This is a genomic window from Nostoc punctiforme PCC 73102 (genome assembly GCF_000020025.1).
Taxonomy (GTDB): Bacteria; Cyanobacteriota; Cyanobacteriia; order Cyanobacteriales; family Nostocaceae; genus Nostoc; species Nostoc punctiforme.
Genome location: NC_010628.1, coordinates 4197874 through 4220595, shown reverse-complemented (window position 1 = coordinate 4220595; position 22722 = coordinate 4197874). Strand labels below are relative to the sequence as shown.

Below are 22722 nucleotides of genomic sequence, written 5' to 3'. Positions count from 1 at the left end.
AGTACACTTATGTGATTGATTGCTAGTCGTTATCCTCCCAGATGGGAATTTTATCTGGTTTGAGGGAATTTCCCAACTTTTCAAAACGGGCTTTAGTCATATAGTGTATTTCAGGTAAATATTCACCTAAAACACCATTGTGAGAGTTTTGTCCAATTATGGATGGGTCATATCGTTTGCTTGCCCAATCACTAGCCCATCCTATCTTGCGATCGTCTGGAGTTAAACCAAAGTCCCAATTGGGATAAACGCTCATCCAACGCAGAGTCCAGGTGACGTTTGTAGTTGGTCCCCAGTTGACCCAGGTGACACCATTGCTGGCCGTTGCATTTTTCGGACGGTCTTCCGCTCGAGATAAAACGATCGCATATCGCTGCTGAGCATCTGTGATAATTTCATCATCCATGACTGAATGTAAGACTGCACCAACAAAGCCATCAGGTTCGGGCAATGCTGTATCAGTAGCAGTGATTGACCAGTAACGAGCCTGGGCTTTTTTCATCACGGCTTCACCATTGCGTGTACGTGGAGTTGTCGGCAATTTACCAGTTAATACGGCAACCTTATCCCGTCCCAGAGACATACCCCGTAACAAATAATTAATGTAATTACATTCCGTTGCTGCCACTGAAAAGTTACCAGGTGGTGGCATGTCTTCTCCACGACCTGCGACACCAAGATCGAGATCGCGTACATACTCCTGGTCTAGGTTCAACCAGGGAACTTCCAAAGCCATTCCCTCAACAATTGCTCGAAAAATACCAAATTTCTTGAACCATCCCGTTTTTGCACCTTTATGTTTAGTTGGATCTTCAGGAGCTGTCCACTTAGCAGCAATGCGCCGATTAGATCGATTCTCCCAACCTTCAAAATCAGCTTGGATATAGTATTTTCTACCATCAGGGAACTGATAATAGACTTTGGGAAGTGCTACACCCCCTAAGGAACCCTTAGCTTTATCTGGTGCATAATAGCGAATCCATATCTGACCCATATCCCATACACCCAGTCCATGGCCCCAAGGTTTAGTCTCTCCCCAAGGTCCTTGATAGAGGATTGAGCCACCCATGCGATTGTTGCCAGGTGCGCGATAATGAGGAGGACGAAACACTGGATTCAAATCAACAGGATTGCCGATTGCCATATCGAATGTCACTCGATATTTACGCTTAGTGGCATTACGGTTCGCATCTACTCGGAATGGATTGACATTTCCTGGTAGTGGATCGATATCAACATCTACAATCGGCACTTCGCCAACACCAAAGCCCCGATATCGGTAGGCTTCAGGATGAAACGAAGGTGTGGCTTGAATGTCAAAGAACCGCGCATGAGGAAATTCTCCTTCAACGATTACCTTACTGCCAAAGGGGGCAAGCAGATTAGGTAATACTAAGTAGGTTGCATTGGGGTCTGGGAAAAACCCACGAGTTGCTTTGAGATTAATTTTCTCAGCCGGTCGGACTGCCCATTGTTGCTCAGGTGTAATCTCCTCAGGTTTTACTAAGCGAAAATTACGGAATTCTTTGGTATCCACCCCCTTCGGAATCAATGTATTTGGAATCCCCGGAGGAGCCTTACCCGCAAACCATGCTTTAATGTGGGCTTCAAGACCATCCGAAATTTTTTGTGCCTTGGCAATCACTACTTTCCTATCCCGGAAATAAGGGAACTTAGGTGGAGACGGTGCCAGCCAAGAAGGACGACGATTTGCTTGTGCAATTAATTGAGATTGAGAATTGGCTTCTACAAGATTGCCACGATGGCTAAAATTGGCTGCTAGTAGGTACAATCCTAGAGAAAGCACGGTAGTCAGAGCAATCTTAACAAACCGATTACGGAGACAATTCATAGCTCTAATAGCTCTGATTGGTTGACAAAATTTAGCTATTTACTCAGTGAATAAACATTGAATATGGGAAAGGTTCTTGTAAATAAGTATTAAGCTTCCTCAATATTTATTAGAACTTACACATTGACAATAAACATCAAATATGGAAAAGGTCAAAAACCATATTTGTCGTAGGGGCAATTTATGAATTGCCCTATAGCGTGGTCTATTGGCAATCATAAGAATAATTTAGAAAAGCTTGAAACAACCCATTTTCGTTAATACACATCACGATAAATTTGTACAGTGCGTAAGTCCTAATTTTAGCCCTTTCAAGGTGACTCTTAAAACCTCTGCTTTCTCTGTGCTCTGTGGTTTAAAAGTGTTTTATTATACTATAGAGATACAGAGAACACAGAGAAAAGAAGAATTATTGTTCAAAAATTTTACCACCTTGAAAGGGCTAGTCCTAATTTAGATGAATTATCACCACATATACCATTCCTGCATGATTTTCGGGTAAATATTTCTAATTTCGGGTAAAGCCTTGCTAGTTGTATCGCGATCGCTAATCCAGTGATTTGATGGTTTATGGACGTTCGTCAGAGTTTAAAATCTGACACCATTTATCAATCAGCAATGGTACTTAGGTCTTGCTGAAATTGGGGTCGTAAATAAAATTTTTCAGCAGGCGATCGCCGTTGATACGTATCATTCATTCTTGCCCCATAAGTTCAATACAAAACTTTACTTCATCTCTCTATTTTTTTCTAAATTTCAAGCATAATTACTAATTGACAAAAATCAGGTAGTCTTAACCCCAGACAGATGACAAAGAACTGTTGACGGCTGCTATAGTTAAGCTGAAAGTAAATATGCTTTGCAAAAAGCACATTCGGTTTCTGATATCCTTATCAAATTAATAAAAACCAATTTCAAGTTATACAAATCAGCAAGTTTCGAGAACTGGTAATCCATATTCAAAATGTCTATTGAAATCAGACAAGTTAACAATCTACGCAAAAAACGACAGTTTTTTCAGTACAACTATCAACTCTACAAAGACGATCCATATTGGGTTTCCTGGCCTGTTGCCAATCTTGTCAAGATGTTCGATCCTGAAGAATGTGGATTCTACGAGCATGGGATTCTAGAAGCATGGCTGGCTTACCAGAATGGAAAAATAGTTGGTCGGATTGCAGGCTCCATCGATGGCACTTATAACCAAACCTACGGTGTACAAACCGCTTTTTTTGGATTCTATGAATGCATTGATGACCAAGATGTATCAAAGATATTATTTGAGCAGGTTGAGAATTGGGCTCAGTCTTATGGTATGACACAACTATTAGGGCCATTTTCCCTCTCTCCAATTTATGGTGCTGGAATGCTAATTGCCGGATTCGATGATAGCCCATACGTGGCCATGCCATACAACCGATCATACTATCCAAACCAATTAGAATCCTCAGGCTTTAAAAAAGCTAAGGACTATAACGCTTTCAGAATTAAAGGAGAATTGACTATCCCTGAGTTCTTGACAAAAAATGCCCAAAGGTGGCGCAATAAACGAATCACCTATCGTCAGTTGAATCCAGATCAGCTTGCCCAAGAATCTGACCTTGTTTGCGATCTCTACAATGATGGGTTTGCAGGTCAATGGGGGTATACATACATTGAACGGTCGGAATTTTACCAATTGGTGCTGGATTGGATTCAGGTAATTGACCCTCGGCTGTTTCTGTTTGTCCTTATAGGAGATAATCCTGTTGGGTTTGGTATGCTTGTACCTGATGTTTTTCAAATTCTGCACCAGACTAAAACCTTACCGGGATTACTACGGTATTTAGGCCGACGTATCTTCACCTTTGGTCGTGAGAATGAAATTACGCGTTACCGTTTAGATAGCTTGTGTATCCGCAAACAATATCAATCCTTGGGTTTAGGAGTGCTTCTCTGGTGCGAGATAATGCAACAATATTTAAATTCCAATTATACTGAAATTGAGTTTTCGCCAATCTTAGAAGATAATACAATGGCTCAAACACTGTTACTCAAACTTGGGGCTGAACGTTCCAAAGTCTATAGAGTTTTTGAGAAATCTTGGTGTAATTAATTAACTCAATCTTACCTTATCTTCATACATATCATATCATTGGTGAAAAGTTTTGTGATTTCAGAGAATCATGTTTGCATATCTCGAATGAGTTGCCCTAAACATTTACGAATTGAGACTCTGCGACCTCAAAAGGATCAAACCCATTTTCCCGTGCCCAATCCCAACGATAATTATTTACATCGACCTAGTTAAAATATATCCGCAGGGTCAGCTTTGTGTAACTTATTGATCGCAATACCTCCAGAAATAAAACACATGACAATGGTCAACAACAGCACAACAACAGCTCGACTAACTGTCATCATAATTGGCAATCGGGTAGATATTTGGGCAGCATGATATACTCCCAAAGATAGAACACAACCTGGAATGAAGCCTATTAAGGCCAAAATCAATGATTCTTGAAAAATGACAATTATTAAGTAGCGATTGCTATATCCCATTGCCTTCAATGTAGCGTATTCTGGTAAATGATCGGAGACATCTGCATAAATAATCTGGTAAACAATCACTGTACCAACGATAAAAGCCACTAGTGAACCTAATCCAAATATAAATCCAATGGGAGTAGAATTCGCCCAATATTCTTTCTCCCTTGTAGCCAACTCTACTTGTGTTAACACTTGAATATCTGCGGGTAAAATAGTCTGTATATCTGCTTGTATCCGTTGAATATCTGCATTGGATTTCAGTTTAATTATACCTATATCAATCTGGTCTGTCCGACGGTTGGGAAATAACTTCATAAAAGTTGATTCACTAGTAATGGCGTTACCGTCAGCTGCAAAAGATGCTCCCAAATTAAATATTCCTGCTACTCGGATCAAAACATTATTAACTTCTGTTTGTAAGAAATCAGACTTTTGTAAAAGAGCAGAGATGGGGCCATATTCTGAGCGTCCCATTTGATCGAATAGCACAGTATCAAGCATTTTTAAGTCATCCAAATGTTGATTGACCTCTGGTAATTTAAAAGCAGAATTGGCCGGATCTATGCCAAAAATTAGAATCCGGCGGTCTTTGTGGGTAATAGGATTGCGCCACTGTCCAGAATCAATGTAGAGGTAACTAACCGAACTCACACTGTCAAATCCCGCAGCTTGATATAAACGTTGTCTGGAAAAACTCTTGACAGAGAACACAGTTTCAAACTGGGGATTAATTAAGAAAAGATCCCCTTGTAGAGAATATTGAGGTCTAACAGCAGCGTCGTAGAGCGCACTCTTAAACCCCAATTGTACAAACATCAGAATATCTGCAAAAGCAATTCCCACAATTGCAACTGCTAAACGAGTTTTTTCCCTGGACATTTGCAACCAGGCTAAAGGAATTCTATAAAATAGTTTACGAAGCATAAATTGAATTTTTGGAGAAAAAATGAAAGGACTGTCTAATGAATTCTCACAGGTAGCCTATATTCTTTTGACTTCAGATTTCTATAGCTACTTGGACTTGTAAGTTAGTCAAACGGGATACGCGTTCGCTGTCTTCAGGTTGCAAACGCACTTTGACTTCTACAACTCGGCGGTCGAGGTTTTCTCCTGGTTGGTTACTAAACACATTTTGGCGAATAACTTCCAGTCCAAGTTCGTAAACAGTGCCTTTGACTTGTCCAGTAAATGCTTGACTGGTAATCAGGGCTTTTTGCCCTACGTGAATTTTAGCAATATCGGTTTGATAGACTTCGGCGATCGCTACCATGTCATTGGTTTGCCCTAGATCGGCAATACCTTCATCAGTCAGCTTTTCCCCCGGTCGGGTATGAATTTTAATAATTTGTCCAGCAATTGGTGCCTTGATATCAGCCTGATTTAAGTCGTTTTGGACGCGTTTTACAGCAGCATTGGCTCTGTCTATCTCGGTTTTTGCAGCTTGTAGATCGACAGGACGTACTTCAGCTATCCGGTTAAGTACTTCTTTGGCTTCGGTGATTTGGGCTTCAAGTGTGGCTACAGTACCATTTTGCTGGGCAGATGCTTGGGCTAATTGAGCTTGAGCCGTTTCTAGGGCTAAACGCTTGCGATCGAAATCAGAAACGGCGATCGCCCCTTGTTGGTACAGGGATTGAGACCGATTATATTCTGCCTGAGCATTGGTAACTTCTGATTGCCAACGAGCAATATTAGCTTTTTGGGTGGCAATTTCTCCTTGTAATTCGGCTTGCAATTTAGTAATTGTAGCCTTTTGCGCTTGAATATCTCCCGCTTTTGCACCTGCTTTGATTTGGTCATACCGAGATTGGGCAACTCTGACTTGCTCTTGTGCCTCTTTTAAGGCTAATTGTAGGCTTTGTTTAGAGTCTAATGTGGCGATTATTTGTCCTTTTTTCAACTTATCACCTTCTTTGATAAACAATTGAGCGACGCGATCGTTCTCTAAAGTCTGGGGTGCTGACAAGCGAATAACTTCTGTTAATGGTTGCAATCTCCCTAAAGCCGTTATCTTTCTAGTTACTAGTTTCTTTATCGTTGGAGCTGATGTATTGCTTTCTCCCACTCCTTGCCTAAAGAAAGATAAACCGTAAAAGGTTGTAGTACTCGCTACTAGACCAGCTAAAACAAGCAGTCCAATTAACCAAAGATTTAAAGATTTTTTTTTTAACATCCGCTTCATCATCTCCTTGTTTTTGAACGCCGATCAAAATTGCTACCATAAATTTATTATTATTCAGGATATTTACTTATTAAAATGCCAATTTTGTTCAAAAGTATAATTTTTTATACTTAAATTCAGTTTTTACGTATGCTAGTTAGTCATGAAATCTACTTACCTAGCAGTGGATATCAGCAGCACAGGAAATTCACCAACTACCGCAGAAATTAGATTTAACTTTGATAAAATTTTATGACTTGGTAAAATATAAATAAAATAATTTGCATAACTCAGTAAAAATCAGTATAAAATTTTACCTATGGTTGCACAGTTATATTTTTTTGATTGAGGAAAATAAAATTATTTTTGTGAATCTTTGTTTGCAAGCTAAGGGTTTGGAGGTTTATGAGAAAATTTATCTTAGCGATCGTTTAAATCACTAAAACCCAGATTTTGAGAGTGATTCAAGAATCTGAGTTTAGTGGTCATGAGTACACTTGTGTGATTGATTGCTATTCGTTATCCTGCCAGATGAGAATTTTATCTAGCCTGAGGGAATTTCCCAACTTTTCAAAGCGGGCTTTGGTCATGTAGTGTACTCTAAGTAAATATTCATTCACCTAAAACACCACTTTCACTGAAGTAAAAGTTAGCTACTATACGATACGAAAATCACTGGCACTAAGACTGGGATGATTAACCAAGGTAGCAAAGAGAGCACCACTGCCAAATCCAGAGCTAGAGCCGTTTTGATTGTAGTATAAATCACCATGAACTGAATCGTACACAATAAAGGCTTGGCTACTTTTAGCTGCCGTACCATTAGTAACTACAGCAAAATCTTTCAAGTTGTTAAAGCCGTCTCCTAACGAACTTTTCAAGGTGGTGAAAGTGCTTTTACTCAGGACAATCTTATCACCAAGTTCAAAGTCAGTAATTCCATCTACACCAAGATCCCTGTTGGCAAAAAATTTGCCTGTGTCGAAGATAAAGTTATCTTTACCAGAACCACCAGTCAAGATATCATTTCCAGCACCACCAACCAGTTTGTCGTTTCCTGCGCCGCCAATGAGTGTATCATTACCGACGTCACCATACAGCACATCATTACCTCCCTTACCATCTATAGTGTCATTGCCTCCTTGACCATGAATTTCATCGTTCCCATTAGCTGGATTTGAAGTTGCAGAAGTTTTTGCATTCAATGATTTCAAATTGCTAGAGGTTGGTTCAGTACCGATAAGGCTATCTTTACTATTAGTACCAGCTATTTTATTGAGTATTGGAGTTGAAGATGGATTAAATGTTTCCAAAGTCCCTGTTGCAGAATTCAACTTGGCGACCCAACTATCTACAGAGCCAGCATTGGAACCACCCAATGAACCCTCTGTAAATCCCGTAACGTAGACATTATCAAAGTTATCAACAGTCAGATTTGTAGCCTTATCGAGTTCAGCACTGCCAAACTGTTGAATCCAAAGTTGGTTGCCATTGGTATCAAAGCTGGCAACGAAGGCATCATAAGACCCTGCATTGGAACCACCAAAGCTACCATCAGTATAACCAGCAACATATAATTGATCTTTTGAATCAATCTTGAGTCCATCTAAAAAGACTGCATCATCACCGCTAGTACCAAACTGACGTACCCAATCTTGGGTGCCATCAGAAGAAAACTTAATTAGCCAAACGTCATCTTGTCCAAAACTTTTACCACCAAAATCACCGCCAGTCCATCCGTAGGCATAGACATTACCTTGACTATCGGTGACAACACTCCAAGAAAAGTCATCGTTTGCACTACCAAACTGTCTAATCCATTGCACTTGTCCATCGTTGTTATATTTAGTGATCCAAGAATCGTATAATCCCAATTGGGGATTGTCTCTAGCTAGACCACCATAAGTCCATCCTGTAGAATAGACAGATCCATCCTTTGCAAGGGCTACACCGTAAGCTTCATCCCAAATCGCTGGATAAGATGGATCTGTCCCAACTTTGGTAAACCACTGTTGGGTACCATTAGAATCGTACTTTGTTACCCAAAAATCATCCTGAGCATCAATGATGGCAACTGGCCTTTGATCTGGAGTAACTGTCAGTCCAGCTACATAGATATTGCCGTTGTCGTCAACAGTAACATCAGAACCACCAGTAACTATTGAATCTCCTAGTTGACGAATCCACAATTGATTACCATTACTGTCATATTTAGCTAGCCAAGCATCTTGTTGCTCTGCTTCCGTAGGTTTTCCTGCCAAGTCACCTTGGGTACTTCCCACCAGATAAAAGTTACCTAACTTATCTGTTGTAATGGCAACAGCTAAGTCAAATTTGGAACTACCAAACTGTTGATTCCATAACTGATTACCATCACTATCATATTTGGTGAGCCAGATATCATAAGAACCAGCATTATTACCTATAAACGCACCAGAAGTTACACCTACTACATAGACATTTCCCGAAATATCTGTAGCAACAGCAGTAGCTAGATCAAAACCAACAGTACCTAAATGCTTAACTTGGGTTGGCCCTGATACTGGCGGTGGAGTAGAGCCTACATAGCGGAAATAAGAAGCATTCGGATCTAAATTAGAGGCCGCAAATACAACTCCGACTAACTCTCCATCCCAAAATAACGGACTATCTTTTGACTTCTGAAATATAGCTGTTCCCAGAAAAGGAACATCAATAAAATCATAATCTTCTGCACGCCCATGTAGTTGAATCACATCTTGATTACGGTTGAAATCAACAATGTATGCAAAGTCGTAATAACCATTATTTGTGTAATATGACTTTCGCCAGTCACCAAGTACAAATCTATCCTTCCCAATAGTGGGAGGATTTCCACCTAATGTATTCAAAATATCTGAATATGCAAATAAAGCAACTGGTTCAGAATCACCAAGCATCACATCAATGTTAAGTGATGATTTCTGATTACTTAAACTCTGATCTAAACCATAGAGTACATCATTGCCTCTACGTCCAAATAACAGCTGATATTCGCCAAATCCTCCAAAAACTACGTCACTTGCAGGTGTGAGTGTGACAAATAAGAAATCATTTGGATTAGTAGCATTAACATCGGTTATACCTCCAAGTGAATTTACAAATTGAGTTATCTTACTAGGAACTTCATTAACTGCACCTTCAAGGGAATCTACTAAAGTGTACTTTGGCTTTTTAGTAGACTTATCGATTGTTTTCTTAGTAGACTTTTTGATTGTTTTCATTGTTTTTTATGACTTTAATACGAACACTGAAATACTGTCTGAAGCTTGGCTAGAGATCACAGAAATCATTCATACATACAGTTAGATGTATGTTAAATGTATATTCTTCAATCACAACTATTCAAAGAAGGTAAATACCCTGACAAAAGGGTAAAAAATTCTGTTAGTTTTGATTGTATTACGTATTTGTACAGATTTATTATCTCTTGATAATAAATTTCATTGGTTCTATATATTTAAGTAGTTTTACTTAAATTAATGATAAAGATTGAAAAGCTATATTAATAAGCAATGTAATTACTTGACATATTCAGTTTGATCTATTTGCAATGATTTAGTCTGTAATTTTTTTACGAAACATAATAGTCATGTCAGTACGGAGACTAAGCCAGTAACCAAAAAATGCATAGAAGAGAAATCTATAGGATTTTAAAGCTTGCCAAATGTTAATTTCTTCAAAAATGACATCGAAGGTACCATCTGAGATACTTTGGTACTCATTCCATGTCCGAGTGTTAAGCCCAAACCAACGCGTATCGTCATAGCCGCGATTGAAAAACTTCACAACTTCCCATCCCTGTTGCTTGCCCAAAGACTCTACAACTTCACGAGTATAGATATGAATGTGATAGGGTACATGCACCGCGTTATAGTAGTTAGATAATTCCGGACGATTGATGTCAATATTGGTTGCGTTAGGTGTGCCTAAAAGTAGATAACCACCTGGTGCTAATAAACTATCTAATTTACTTAACAAAGCATGAGGATCTTCTACATGTTCGATAATATCTTGCAGCAAAATATAATCGAATGGGCCTCTTTGCAGTACTGTAGCATCACCAAAGCTTTCTTTGGGCGCATAAGGATCGTAACCGTAAGCATTGGCAAAGCCATTTTCTCGCAGATATTGTACAACTAAACCGTTACCACAACCATAATCAAGGAATGAGTGAGTCTTAGAGAAGCCATGCTCAATCATTTTTTGGCAGAGGTTTTGATAACATAATCGGAAGGGTAATGTTAGTTTCGCTTCCGCAAAAGGGTATTTGGCGTAGTATGAGTCAATATCTACGACATCAAGACAATGAATGGTTTGGCATGTGGGACAACGCCAAATCGGAAATTTTTCATCTCTAAATGCTCTGACGTTACAGAAGAACGTAGAAAATGCTGATTTATCATTTAAATCGACATGATAATTGCAAATCAAACATTCCAAACGCTGCTTGTGGCTGCGATCGTAACCTTGGTTATTAGAAATAAGTTCTGGTGATACTGAATCCATTTTTAAAAATCCTATCAATTAAATTAAATCAGTTTTTATTTAAAATCTCTTGGTAATAATTATGGAGATTTTCACAGGCTTGTTCTAGAGAAAATTGTTTAGCATCTTCGCAAGCCCGTTGTATAACGTTTCTATTTTCATTTCTCAAAATTTTGAGAATTGCATGAGTTAATGCTTCTACATCATTTGGTTCGACAAGATAGCCATTGATTCCATCTAAAATATAGTCAGAAACTCCACCACTATTAACAGTAATTGCTGGTGTACCAGAAGCCATTGCTTCTACAAGTGTACGGCCAAAGGTTTCGTAGGGAGCAGGGCTACAGTAGATATCAGATGCAGCTAATAGGTTAGCTTTTTTTTCTCCATGTACAAAACCTATAAAGTGAATATTAGGAATAGATTTAGCCAGATTTTTTAATTTCTGAACGACTTCTACAGGCCCATCTCCAGCGATGATTAAAGAACTATTTTTTTGTTTAAGTTGTAATGTAGAAAATGCTTTGATGAGTATATCAATTCTTTTTTCTAAGGCAATTCTTCCCAAAAATAAGATAACTTTATTGTCTTTTTCTTGAGGAGTTAACCAAGTTTCTAAAAATTGCCGATTGCGGCGACTAGGAGTATATGCGGATAAATCTAAACCATACATGGGTATGGTTATAGCATTGGAAATGCCCATTTTTTGCAAAATTTTACTTGCTGTGGGACTTATGGCTATAGTAATATCACATTTATTGTACAAATATTTGGTTATTGGTTTCCATAATATTTCTCGCAACAAATTACCAGCGGGATAGGTACTGACATGATTACAATAATCTGTATGATATTCGGTGATATAAAGAATTTTGTTGTTTTTGGCATAGCGTCTACCCGGTAAATGCCAAGTGCTAAATAAGAATAACCGCTCTACATCTACAACATTGATTAAATCTGGTTTGTAATGAGCTATCCTTTGGTTAATGTAACGAGCCGTAGAAAACTTAGGCACATGCAGCAAAGGGTAAAGCAACCAAGGCTGAGAAGGATAAGTTTCTAGAATTAAGTTTTCTGCTAAATCTGGTGGTACAACAGGCAATTTTGATTGTTCTTGCCAATCTGGTGCTAAAACAATTATACGGTAAATTCCTTGCTTGGCAAACCATTGGACTCGTTCCCAATTAAAAATAGCTGAACCCGTGACTTCTGGAAGAAAAGTTGTGAACAAAAAAAGTAGAGTGTGGCTTGGATGAGAAGACATTTGTATTATGCTGATGAAGACTACATATTTGTTTTTCAGCAATTAAATTCTCAGATGCTGATATTTTGTTGACAAATATGATGCCAAGCGATTTGCTAAGGCCATAATCGTCAATGAGTAGTTTTTTTCTGATATTTCGGGTATCACACTCCCATCACACAGATAAAGATTTTCGTGGTCGAATGTCTTTAAATTACTGTCCACAATTCCTTCTTGACTATTTTGCGCCATACGACAAGTACCAGCATAATGAATGGAGTTACCAGGTTTTGATGTGTAGGAAAAAACCACAAGTCCTGAACATTGGCGTAAAATTCTTTGACCATACTGAGCCATACTTTGCTGCATTTGCTGGTCATTTTCTGTGAATTCATAATGCACATCCACCTTGGGAATACCGTAAACATCACGTTCTTGACTAGGGACAATACAATTTGACTTTTTAACCTCTGGTTTACCTTGAAAATGTAGTACAGCGTAAGTCTTAAACAAGGACTTGGCTAACCAGTTTTTACTCCAGTCGGGAAAGATTTCTAACCCATCAATATAGTTAGGACGCTTCGGATAGGAGTTATAATAAAGAGCCATGTATCCACCACGAAATTCTTTATTGTCGAATAAAAACCGTGGTATTAAGATATTATCTCCAAAACCGACATCATATTTTTCTTGTGTAGCAAATAGCTTCACCAAAGAAGTGCCAACGTTAATCAAGATATTATCTTGGAGGTAACAGCCTAAAGTCCCGGAACTGTTGGCAAATCCCTGGGGATAAGCTTCGTCTTGAGAATTAAACAGGATGCGTGGTGTTTCTAGCGCCCCAGCAGCCAGAATAAATACTTTTGCTTCCACTCGGAATCTTTGGTTAGTTGCAGTATCTAGACATTCGGCAGCATAAATTCTGTGGGAATCTTGATGTCTGAGTAAACGTATAACTTTACTCTGATAAAGTATTTGGTAATTACTCCGGTTAACAATACGTGGTAGTAGATGACTGGAAAATTTATAAATGCTGCCAGAACTACAGCCATAAGCACACATACCGCAACTTTGGCAATGATGGGCAACTTCCAGACGGGTTTCAATTGCTTTGCGACTGGGAATAGCTCTGATATTGACATCACGGAATTTCTTGACAGCATCGATCACAAGTTTATCAGCAGGCCGCAAGGGTTTTGGGGGAATAAACTCACCATCAGGTAGATCGTCAAGCCCTTCTTTCGTGCCGCAAACACCTATCAGGCGTTCAATCTCTGTGTAGTGAGATTCTAAATCTTCATACCCAATTGGCCAATTCGAGTCGGAATCTCCATAATCTTTGCCACGAAAATCTCTACGTGAATATCGTAAACAAACGCCGCCCCACAAATTTTGCTTTCCGTTGAGTCGAAAAATCTGTCGATTATCAAAAATTTCTTCAGATTGTGATGAAATCGATGATGTCTCTTGTTTGGCGTAGAGTTGACTAGCTTGAAAGTTATCATAGTAAAAAGATGCAGCTGGCTTCAAAGGCCAAGACATATCAGGGGCAATGCCAAAATTTTCTTCTTGTTCGGGCTTCAGTTGGTTGGAGAAGTAGCTATTATCAATCTTTTCTCCTTGTTCTAAAGAAAGCACCGAAAAGTTATTCATTGCCAGCTGATGGGCTAGAATTCCTCCTGCCGCACCTGTACCAACTATGCAAATATCGCATTTTTCTAGCCAATCGTAACTATCTATACTCATATCCACTCTCAAATTACTTCTGAAAGAAAATCATTCGATGCAAAATAAAGATATTCAAATAGTTGATTGATACTTTTCAAGTCTTCTTGACATTTGGTTTTATCTGGTTGAAATTTGCCAGTCTTAATGTTAAATTTGCTATGATTAACCAAGTTATCTAAAACATTATTTAAAGATAAATTTGATTGACAAATTCCGTATATCTGCGAAATTTTAGAGAGTAAAAATTGAGAAAATGTATGTTGGGAAGCTAATTGTCGCAGATAAATCAAGGATTGAATATTACTATGAGTCATTAACGCAAAAAAATTCAAGTCTTCTGATAGCAGTTCCCGTTTACCAAAATATTTAATAGTATCTATAAGAGTGGTTTCGATGGGAGTAATATTGTAAGCAAGTTCCTTAATTGCTTTTTGAGAATTAGCATAATAATGCAGGGCAAAAGATTTGACGAAATCTGGATGATAGGGATTTTTGAATAATCTGAAGCTTAATAAAGATAAACTTTCCAGTAGTAACGATAACAAATATACGCCGCTAGCAGGTAACTGTTGAGGCATCTTAAAGCCAGTCATTTTCACCAGTAAACTAGAGATACTTGCCATATCTAAGTTGTCTCCAGCCACGATGTAGCGTTCACCACTGCGTCCACGGGTTAGTGCTGCAACATGAGCTTTAGCAACATCTCGAACATCGCAATAGGAGTGTCCCCCATTTATGTAGAATGGAAATTGTTTTTGACAAAACCATAAGACGAGAATCGATGTAGTAATTTTGGAATGGTTAAAAACTCCTGGTCCCAACATATTACCAGGATTTAGTATTACAAGATTATTACCTCTTTGAGCATAGTCCAGTGCTATCTGTTCGCATTCGATTTTGGCTAAATCGTAAGGACTTAATTGATTTTGGCTGACTTGAGAGCGATCGCTATCCTCAAAGAAGATATAATCAGATTTACTGCCTGCGATGACAGACATAGAGGATGTGTAGACAATCCGAACATTGGGGCGATCGCCAAGAGCAGTGAAAAAATTCTTGGTAATTTGGACATTGCGTCGATAGTATTCGGAAATCTCCAAATCACTCTTCCAAGTACATCCTGCGGAAAAAATAATTGCATCCATCCCGGCGATAGCATCCTGGATGTACTTTTGGTCTTCTAAGTCTCCTTCATAGTAGGTTACTTGAGTCTGGTTAAAGCCATCGGTAGAAGACTCGGGTTTAGTTCTCACAGCAGCATAGACATCCCAATTTTCACTGATTAAGGATTTGATAATATGCTCGCCGAGAAAACCACTTGCGCCAAAAACAATAACTTTTTGTAAATTGCTCATTTGCTGAAATTTTAAAAAGTAATGTTGTGAAATTTATTTAAACAAACATCTTACTCAAGATAAATTCCATGAATCTATCGGGGAGTAAGTAATTAGCATTGATGATTAGTTTTTCCATGAAGGAAGCAACTATAATTGAGCGTTGCTTACCAAGGATATCAAGAGATTTTTTCGATACTTCTCGTGGATTTTGCGGCTTAAATAAAGCAGGAATAGAATCAAAATCAATTTTCCAGTCGGCAGCCTCATAGGCTGCTGTTTTAGTGAATCCTGGTACTACAGTTAATATATCAATGTCTGTATCTTTCAGTTCCCAAGCTAGAGACTTACTAAACTTCCAATCGAACTCTTTCGTTGCAGCATAGGTTGTCAACAAGGGTTGAAAATGATAAGCAGCCACCGAAGAAATATTAATAATAGCTCCTTGATTTCTTTTGAGCATCTGAGCTAAATAATGGTGCGTAAGGGCTACAGGAACAGTACAGTGTAGCGTTACCATATCTAGTTGTCTTTGAAGTTCAATTTTAGTAAATAAACCTCTAGCAACAATACCTACATTATTAACTAAAATGCCAACTTCTCTATCGCCAACTAAAGATATCAGCTTATGTATCCCATTAGGCTCGGTCAAATCAACGGCACACAAGTAAGTTTTTGTTTCCCAAGAGTTACATTCTGCGGCTACTTCTTCCAGCCCTGCAAGTTGGCGGGCTACGAGAATCAGATTCATCCCTCGTTGGGCTAAATCATGAGCAAATGCTCTACCAATTCCGGAAGAAGCACCTGTGACAATCGCCCATTCTCCATATTTTTCTGGCCATTTCATGCAGTTCTCCTGACATCATCAAATATTTTATTTAAGTAACTATTGGTAAAACATTGCTGAGGATCGGTTTGCTGTCTAATTTGCAAAAATTCTTGCCAACGGGGGTATGTCGAGCGTAAATCATCATTTGTATACAGATGATCTTTTGCCCAATGTGGTCTCCCAGCTAAATTTTTGATAATATTTTCAACTTGAATAAAAGCATCATTTTGGTCTTGGGTAGAAGTAAAATTCTTTTTCTCAAACAGGACTTGTATATAACAAGTAGGACGTTGATAAGCAGTACTTAGCCACACATCTTCTGCTGCTCCAAAGCGAACTTCAAATCTTAAATGTCCTTTGATTATCCCCCGATCTACAAGAGATAAAATTTTGTTCATAGCAATACTCGCCATCTCTTCAGGGATACCATATTCTGATATCAATACATTTTGACAATATTTTGTCATCCGAAAAGAGAGTTTATATAGTTTGAGAAAAAATCTGGGATAGCATAGAATATGTTGGGATTCGTCTTTTCTAGTAAAAGACTGAGAATCATGTTCAGCCGGATTATCATGCCAAGAAATCCACAAAAACCAGAATATTTGAGTGATGATGCGTTTGATAAAATGAATAAATCCTGTCTTTTCTAGAATTTGGGAATCTGAAAAAGTTTGGACTATGGCATCTTTGTTGGTTGTGGTATACCAAAAACGACAATAATCATTTTTTTTGAGAGTGTCCAAATTTTCTAAAACATCTTTGATATTCCAACATTGCAAGGTTTCAGTTAACCAAAATTGATTGCAGCACTGAATTTTGACTTGGGTGATGATACCAATAGCACCAAGTCCAATCAAGGCTGCTGAAAACAAATCAGGGTTTTCTGATTTGGAACACTTGATAACTTCTCCAATCCCATTAACTAGTTCTAATTCTAAAATTGATGATGCCAGTCCTCCTTGATGTAAAGAATTGCCATGTGTTCCGGTAGAAATAGCTCCTGCTATGCTTTGCTCACAAATCGAACCTAGTGAAGATAAAGCTAAACCATGCTTGGCTAAAATATCGACTAATTGGTAGATACGTATACCAGATTTTACTATTACGGTCTTCTGTTCTATGTCTATATCTAAAACCTGATTGAATTTATCTAAGGAAATCATGTATCCATCGGTACAAGGTATATCTGACCAAGAACGACCACTACCAATCACTTTGATTTGCTTTTGTTCAAGGTTTGCAGATTTAATAATCTCAACAACTTCATCTATTTGTTCTGGTTGATAGTAGTGTTCTGGTGTACATGTGTGATTTTCCCACCAGTTTTTCCAAATCTGTTGCTTTCCCATATTTATTTTTTTAATGAATAATTAACTCGCTATTTATGCAAGAGGTTGATTGAATTGGAATAATTTTTAGTTTGTCTACGTTTTTTGTTTAGTGCTATGACACCAATCCTGCGATAAATGGCATCTCCAAATTTTGGAAAAAATTGCCAAAGAGCAAAGAGTATTTTTGTCAATCCTACTGTTATTAAATCTTTATTAACTATGACTTCAGCTTGATTTTTCTTAATGGCTTGAATCACTGCTTTCGCTACTGCTTCCGGTTGAGATGTGCCGGATAAACTGGGTGCAGGAATGCCAGTATCAGCTAGCATTCCTTGTTCGGCAATATATCCTGGACAAATGGTTGAGATTTCTACACCAGTATCAGCTAATTCTTGTCTAACAGCATCACTCCACATTAATAAACCTGCTTTACTAGCAGAATAAATGCTGTCGTAAGGATGTCCTTTTTTAGCAGCTAGGGAGGCAATGTTGACAATATGACCACTGTTTTGAACTAACATATTTGGCAGTAGTAGCCGGGATAGTTCCATTGCTGCTAGTAAGTTAGTCGAGATGACTGATTGCATCTCAGCCAGGGAATAATCTGGAAATGAGCGATAAATTTCGATGCCGGCGTTATTAATTAAGATGTCAACGTCACCAACGATTTGATTAATTTTATTTAATAAAATTGGTAGTTCTGATAAATTGCTGATGTCACAGGTAAAGGGAATGAAATTACATCCCAAAGCTTTGAGTTCAGTAGTAAGATTGTCAAGTTGTTGATGCGATCGCCCAACTCCAATGATAGTTGCTTGTTCCTTGGCTAAAGCACGAGCAATGAAGACACCGATGCCGCGAGAAGCTCCTGTTAAAAGTACTGTTTTACCCGCTATGCTGGTCATAATGCTTGGTTAAATGTTAATTTGTATGCCTAAGAGGTTGACTATTGATGATAGTCAACCTGAGTTGATTTAATTCAAGTTCTGTTTTAAAGAAGGGAAATATTTTCCTCCTAGTTCAATTTCTCCTTGTTCAATTCCAGTTTTGATTCTAGAAAGTATATATTCCAGATCCCGGCCGATGATATTTGTACCGTGATCTGGTTCAATGAGACTAGCTAAGGCAATATCACTGCCATGTTGTTGAACTAAATCGTATATCCCCAGGAAGTTAAAGACTCCTGATTCATAAGTTCCACAGGGAACTGAGGGATTGTGGACACCTGTGTAATATTCTTTCTCGGACTTAAACCAATCAAGAGATGGGTATCCGTGGAAATGAACCATTGGCGCACCATTTTCAATGAGTTCTGGCGCATATAGGGAAGCAGAGAGGGCGATCGCCACCATCACGTACAAGTCGTATGATGGTTTAATATCCCCAGCGCTTGGGTTAATTGCTTCTGGTAATTGCAACAACAGCCTATCTTGCAAGCCAATCCTGAGAATATCGGTTTCCAAATTTAGGTCTGTTTTTTTGGAACCCGAACGAGAACTGACAACCCAAATATCTGGTATTTGTTTGTATCGATATTCATTACCAATTTTGGTTTTTAAATATCTCCTACCAATTTGATTTAGTCGCAGTTCATCGTTGCTAAATCCAGGGATGGGTGATAAGTTCTCCCATTCACTAGCTGAGATTTCTCCAGCCCCGACATATTGTGGAGGTTCTGCATAAGCGACAAAACCATAAGATACACCTGTTCTCCCATTTGCCATCCAGTCTACAATATCTCGATGGGATTTTCTGGTAATTACATCGTCAATTTTGAATCCAGAAGGCAGCAATTCTGTTGCTGCTAATTCTTGACCAAATTTTACCAGTTGGGCTGCATAGGGGGATTGATTTGGGTCATATTGACTAATGGTAAATCTGCTCAACGGCAATGGTAAAATTGGTACGTATATTTTCGGTGTTAAAGATTTCAAAACAAAATCATCGATTGATTCCACAGGAAATGTAGAATCGGAAAGATTCATATTTAATATAGAAATCTGATGAGAAGACACACCAATGACAATCTCAGAAAATGTTCTGACTAGAGTATTTACGCCAATAGGGATTTTTTGTTGATAGGGGAGATTGGAGCTAACAAATTCTTCATCCAAGTCTGTCAATACAATAATTTGGGTATTGGTAGGGTCTTCTACTGGTTGAATATTCTCTTCAGCCCAACTGATAAATTGAGCAATTTTGGAGACAGACTGTTTTTGATGTTTCCAAATAAATTGAGAATAGAAATTATAGAGATTTTCTGCAATACAAATCTTCAGCTTACTGAGTAAATTCGGTTTTCTTTCAACATCGATAATGGCACTAACATCGGCTTTCACCACCCTAGTTTTGATTGTCTTTCGCAGATTAGTTAGGGGAATGGTGATTTCATAGTTCATTTCTTTGGTGGCTGATTCCCAATCTGCAATCTGCACGCCACAATCTTGGAGTTTCTGCGTTAATTGTTCTCGAAATTTAATAATTGCTGCTTCTTGATATCCCTTGGGCAAGGGTCGAAAAGTAATTTTCAGCTTTTGCGCCATAACTTCGGGGTTGGTAACAGGCGGCTTAAAATCTGTATCGGTTTTTTGGGAAAAACCGCCAATTAAACGTCCGATAGTTTGTAAGCTTAGGGATTGACCATTATCTGTAGGACATTCAGAATCGTTATTTTTTCTTTGCAGTAAACTGAGAATTTCGACTTTGCGTTTTGCCAGTTCGCTTTGGATTTCTGGTGTTAATATTCCTTTGGGTGAATGAATGCGAAGTTTATCATTATCAACCCATAATTTTACACCTTTTTGAGTCAAGTTATCTACAAGTTCAGTGATATTCATGATTGCTAAAATCCTTAATTATCTAATTTTTTAAAATATAAATCAAATTTCAAAAGCTTCTGTTTCAGATGCTGCCAATTCTGTAGCTAGGTGCTGCGAAAGTACGGCAATTGTCGGATAATGTACTAACATCAATGGAGAAACCTGGATTCCTAAATATTTTTGTCCGGCATTGGCAATACTAATTGCTAACATGGAATCTAATCCGTAACTATCAAAAGGTGCTTGAACCTCTATATCATCTGGTTTGACTCCCATTTCTTTGGCTATTTGCGAGACTAGCCAGTTTTGAATATCTGTGAGTGTCAGCGATTGGCGTTGCAATTGCTGTATAGATGGCGATGGATCTGTTAATTTTGTTAGCAGTTGCGACAATAATTCCCATTCATCGGCAGATAGGTTTTCTGCTGCTGACAACTGTTGAGTTAGCTGATGCACATTTCCCTGCTTGATCGAGTCAATAATAGACAAGTCTGCATTGATCTGTGTTCCAGACTCAATCCAATAGCGTTGCCGTTGCCAAGGATAATTTGGTAATTGGAGGCGAGCGCACAAATCATCTGGATACAAAGCCGCCCAGTCTATTGTCACACCTTTGATATATGATTGAGTAACGTTTTCCAAAATGCTTTGCCAATTTATTGATTTGGAGTTGAGATCGGGTATTTGTAGTTCTTCTGGGAAATTAGTAGTGGCTTTACCTTGACTTAACCCTTCTACTGCTTTCCCGTCTCTAAAAGCCCCTAGTTTTCCTGCCAGTTCCAAGGTGGAAGCAGCAGTTACAGCTAGACGGTAGGGAAAATGTGATCGCTTAGTATTAGCTGTAAAACAAATATCTGCCAAATTCAACTCTGGATTGCCAACTAAGTACTTTTCGTATGCTGCTGTTAACTGCACTAGTGACTCTTGTGTCTTGGCGGACAGGGCTAATATATGCAGAGAACGTGATAACCCTTGTGGATTTTCCGCATTTGTGTATTCTTCCAACACTATATGAGCATTAGTCCCACTAAAGCTAAAAGCACTGATTCCAGCCAAGCGTTGCCGATCTCCTTTGTCCCAAGGGATATTCTGTGTTGGTACTTTGACTGGTAATTTCTCCCAGTCAATATAAGGATTGGGCTGATGCAAGTGCAGGTGGGGTGGTATTTGGCCATGTTGCATGGCAAGTACTATTTTCATTAAACTTGCAATACCGGAAGCTGCTTCCAGATGACCAATATTAGTTTTCACCGACCCAATCAGCAAGGGATTGTCTAGGGGGCGATTTTTGCCATATACTGCTGCTAACGCTTCCACTTCAATTGGTTGTCCTAAGGATGTGCTGGTACCTTGCACTTCTATGTAACTCACAGCAGCGGGTTCAACACTAGCATTCTCCAAGGCTTGACGAATCAAGGCTTGCTGAGACGGGCCGTTAGGGGCAATTAAACTACTACTGCGACCATTGTGGTTGACTGCGGAACCGCGAATTACAGCGAGAATTTTATCTTTGTGAGCAACAGCATCAGACAAGCGTTTGAGGACGATGACGCCACAACCTTCACCACGCACATAGCCATTAGCGTCAGCATCAAAGGTTTTACAGTATCCATCAGCATCTAACATTTTGGTTCTGGCAAAAGCCACACTGGTTTCTGGTGATAGCAGTAAGTGGACTCCACCCACTAATGCCAGATGACACTCTTGATTCCGCAGATGTTGACAGGCCAAATGTAGTGCCACTAATGAGGAAGAACAAGCAGTATCAACAGCTAAACTCGGCCCTTTTAACCCCAAAAAATAAGATAAGCGTCCAGCCGCTACACTTAAAGCATTGCCAGTGGCACAAAAAGCATCTACTTGAGTAGCGCCGCCAGTCTGCCAAATCATGTTGTTATAGTCATTGCTACAGATGCCTAAAAATACACCTGTGAGGCTGTTAAACAACTTTTCTGGTGATTGATTGGCATTTTCCAGGGCTTCCCAAGCAACCTCTAGTAACAAGCGTTGTTGGGGATCGAGGCTTTTGGCTTCTGTGGCAGAAATCCCAAAAAACTGGGGTTCAAAGCTATCCAAGCGATCGCTTAAACAGCCTCCTTTACGGGTGTAAATTTTTCCTGGTGTATCTGGATTGGGGTCGTAGTAAGCTGCTGTATCCCAGCGATCGCCTGGAATATCGATAATTGCATCAACACCATCACGCAACAACTGCCAAAATGCCTCCGGGTTATCAGCACCACCAGGGAATCGGCAACCCATGCCCACGATCGCGATCGGTTCTTTTTTGGCATATTCTACAGCATCAAGCTGGGCCTGCATCTTCTCTAGCGCCATCAGCGCCCGTTTGATAGGAGATAGGGAATTAGCTTGTTCTGAACTCATGGTTG

At 39.0% G+C, this 22722-nt stretch carries 14 protein-coding genes; 1 reads left to right on the top strand and 13 read right to left on the bottom strand.

The genetic code is table 11. The features are described from left to right. Positions 1–22: 22 nt before the first annotated feature. Positions 23–1852 carry a hypothetical protein gene (locus NPUN_RS17095; RefSeq protein ID WP_012409777.1) on the bottom strand — a complete coding sequence of 610 codons (1830 nt, stop codon included), beginning with the start codon at positions 1850–1852 and terminating at the stop codon, positions 23–25. Positions 1853–2816: 964 nt separating this feature from the next. Between NPUN_RS17095 and NPUN_RS17090 the strand changes: the two genes are divergently transcribed. Further along, entirely contained in the window at positions 2817–3947 is a 1131-nt protein-coding gene (locus NPUN_RS17090; protein ID WP_012409776.1) for a GNAT family N-acetyltransferase, read from the top strand. Positions 3948–4138: 191 nt separating this feature from the next. Here NPUN_RS17090 and devC read toward each other — a convergent pair whose 3' ends face one another. The 12 genes from devC to NPUN_RS17030 all read right to left on the bottom strand — a co-directional run bounded on the left by devC (position 4139) and on the right by NPUN_RS17030 (position 22717). Then, entirely contained in the window at positions 4139–5305 is a 1167-nt protein-coding gene (gene devC, locus NPUN_RS17085) for an ABC transporter permease DevC (protein ID WP_012409775.1), read from the bottom strand. A gap of 73 nt (positions 5306–5378) precedes the next feature. Next, a complete protein-coding gene (locus NPUN_RS17080) occupies positions 5379–6554 on the bottom strand; it encodes an ABC exporter membrane fusion protein (protein ID WP_012409774.1) in 1176 nt (391 codons plus the stop codon). Between the two features lie 644 nt (positions 6555–7198). Then, positions 7199–9784, bottom strand: a complete 2586-nt coding sequence (locus NPUN_RS44145) for an SBBP repeat-containing protein (RefSeq protein WP_012409773.1) — start codon at positions 9782–9784, stop codon at positions 7199–7201. 334 nt (positions 9785–10118) lie between these two features. After that, entirely contained in the window at positions 10119–11069 is a 951-nt protein-coding gene (locus tag NPUN_RS17070; RefSeq protein ID WP_012409772.1) for a class I SAM-dependent methyltransferase, read from the bottom strand. A gap of 28 nt (positions 11070–11097) precedes the next feature. Beyond that, on the bottom strand, positions 11098–12312 hold the full coding sequence (locus NPUN_RS17065) for a glycosyltransferase (protein WP_012409771.1): 1215 nt from the start codon (positions 12310–12312) through the stop codon (positions 11098–11100). A 42-nt stretch (positions 12313–12354) separates the two neighbouring features. Continuing rightward, positions 12355–14037, bottom strand: a complete 1683-nt coding sequence (locus NPUN_RS17060) for a GMC oxidoreductase (protein ID WP_012409770.1) — start codon at positions 14035–14037, stop codon at positions 12355–12357. An 8-nt stretch (positions 14038–14045) separates the two neighbouring features. Further along, positions 14046–15374 (bottom strand): NAD-dependent epimerase/dehydratase family protein, encoded by a 1329-nt coding sequence (locus NPUN_RS17055; RefSeq protein ID WP_012409769.1) that lies wholly within the window; start codon positions 15372–15374, stop codon positions 14046–14048. 37 nt (positions 15375–15411) lie between these two features. Beyond that, positions 15412–16200: an SDR family NAD(P)-dependent oxidoreductase gene (locus tag NPUN_RS17050; protein ID WP_012409768.1), complete on the bottom strand. Its 789-nt coding sequence runs from the start codon at positions 16198–16200 to the stop codon at positions 15412–15414. After that, complete coding sequence (locus tag NPUN_RS17045) at positions 16197–17534, bottom strand: D-arabinono-1,4-lactone oxidase (RefSeq protein WP_012409767.1); 1338 nt, start codon at positions 17532–17534, stop codon at positions 16197–16199. The genes NPUN_RS17050 and NPUN_RS17045 overlap by 4 nt, the downstream gene beginning before the upstream one ends. Before the next feature lie 29 nt (positions 17535–17563). Continuing rightward, on the bottom strand, positions 17564–18421 hold the full coding sequence (locus tag NPUN_RS17040) for an SDR family NAD(P)-dependent oxidoreductase (RefSeq protein WP_012409766.1): 858 nt from the start codon (positions 18419–18421) through the stop codon (positions 17564–17566). A 69-nt stretch (positions 18422–18490) separates the two neighbouring features. Further along, positions 18491–20353 (bottom strand): TubC N-terminal docking domain-related protein, encoded by a 1863-nt coding sequence (locus NPUN_RS17035; protein ID WP_012409765.1) that lies wholly within the window; start codon positions 20351–20353, stop codon positions 18491–18493. Between the two features lie 42 nt (positions 20354–20395). Next, positions 20396–22717, bottom strand: a complete 2322-nt coding sequence (locus NPUN_RS17030; RefSeq protein ID WP_012409764.1) for a type I polyketide synthase — start codon at positions 22715–22717, stop codon at positions 20396–20398. Between the last annotated feature and the right edge of the window lie 5 nt (positions 22718–22722).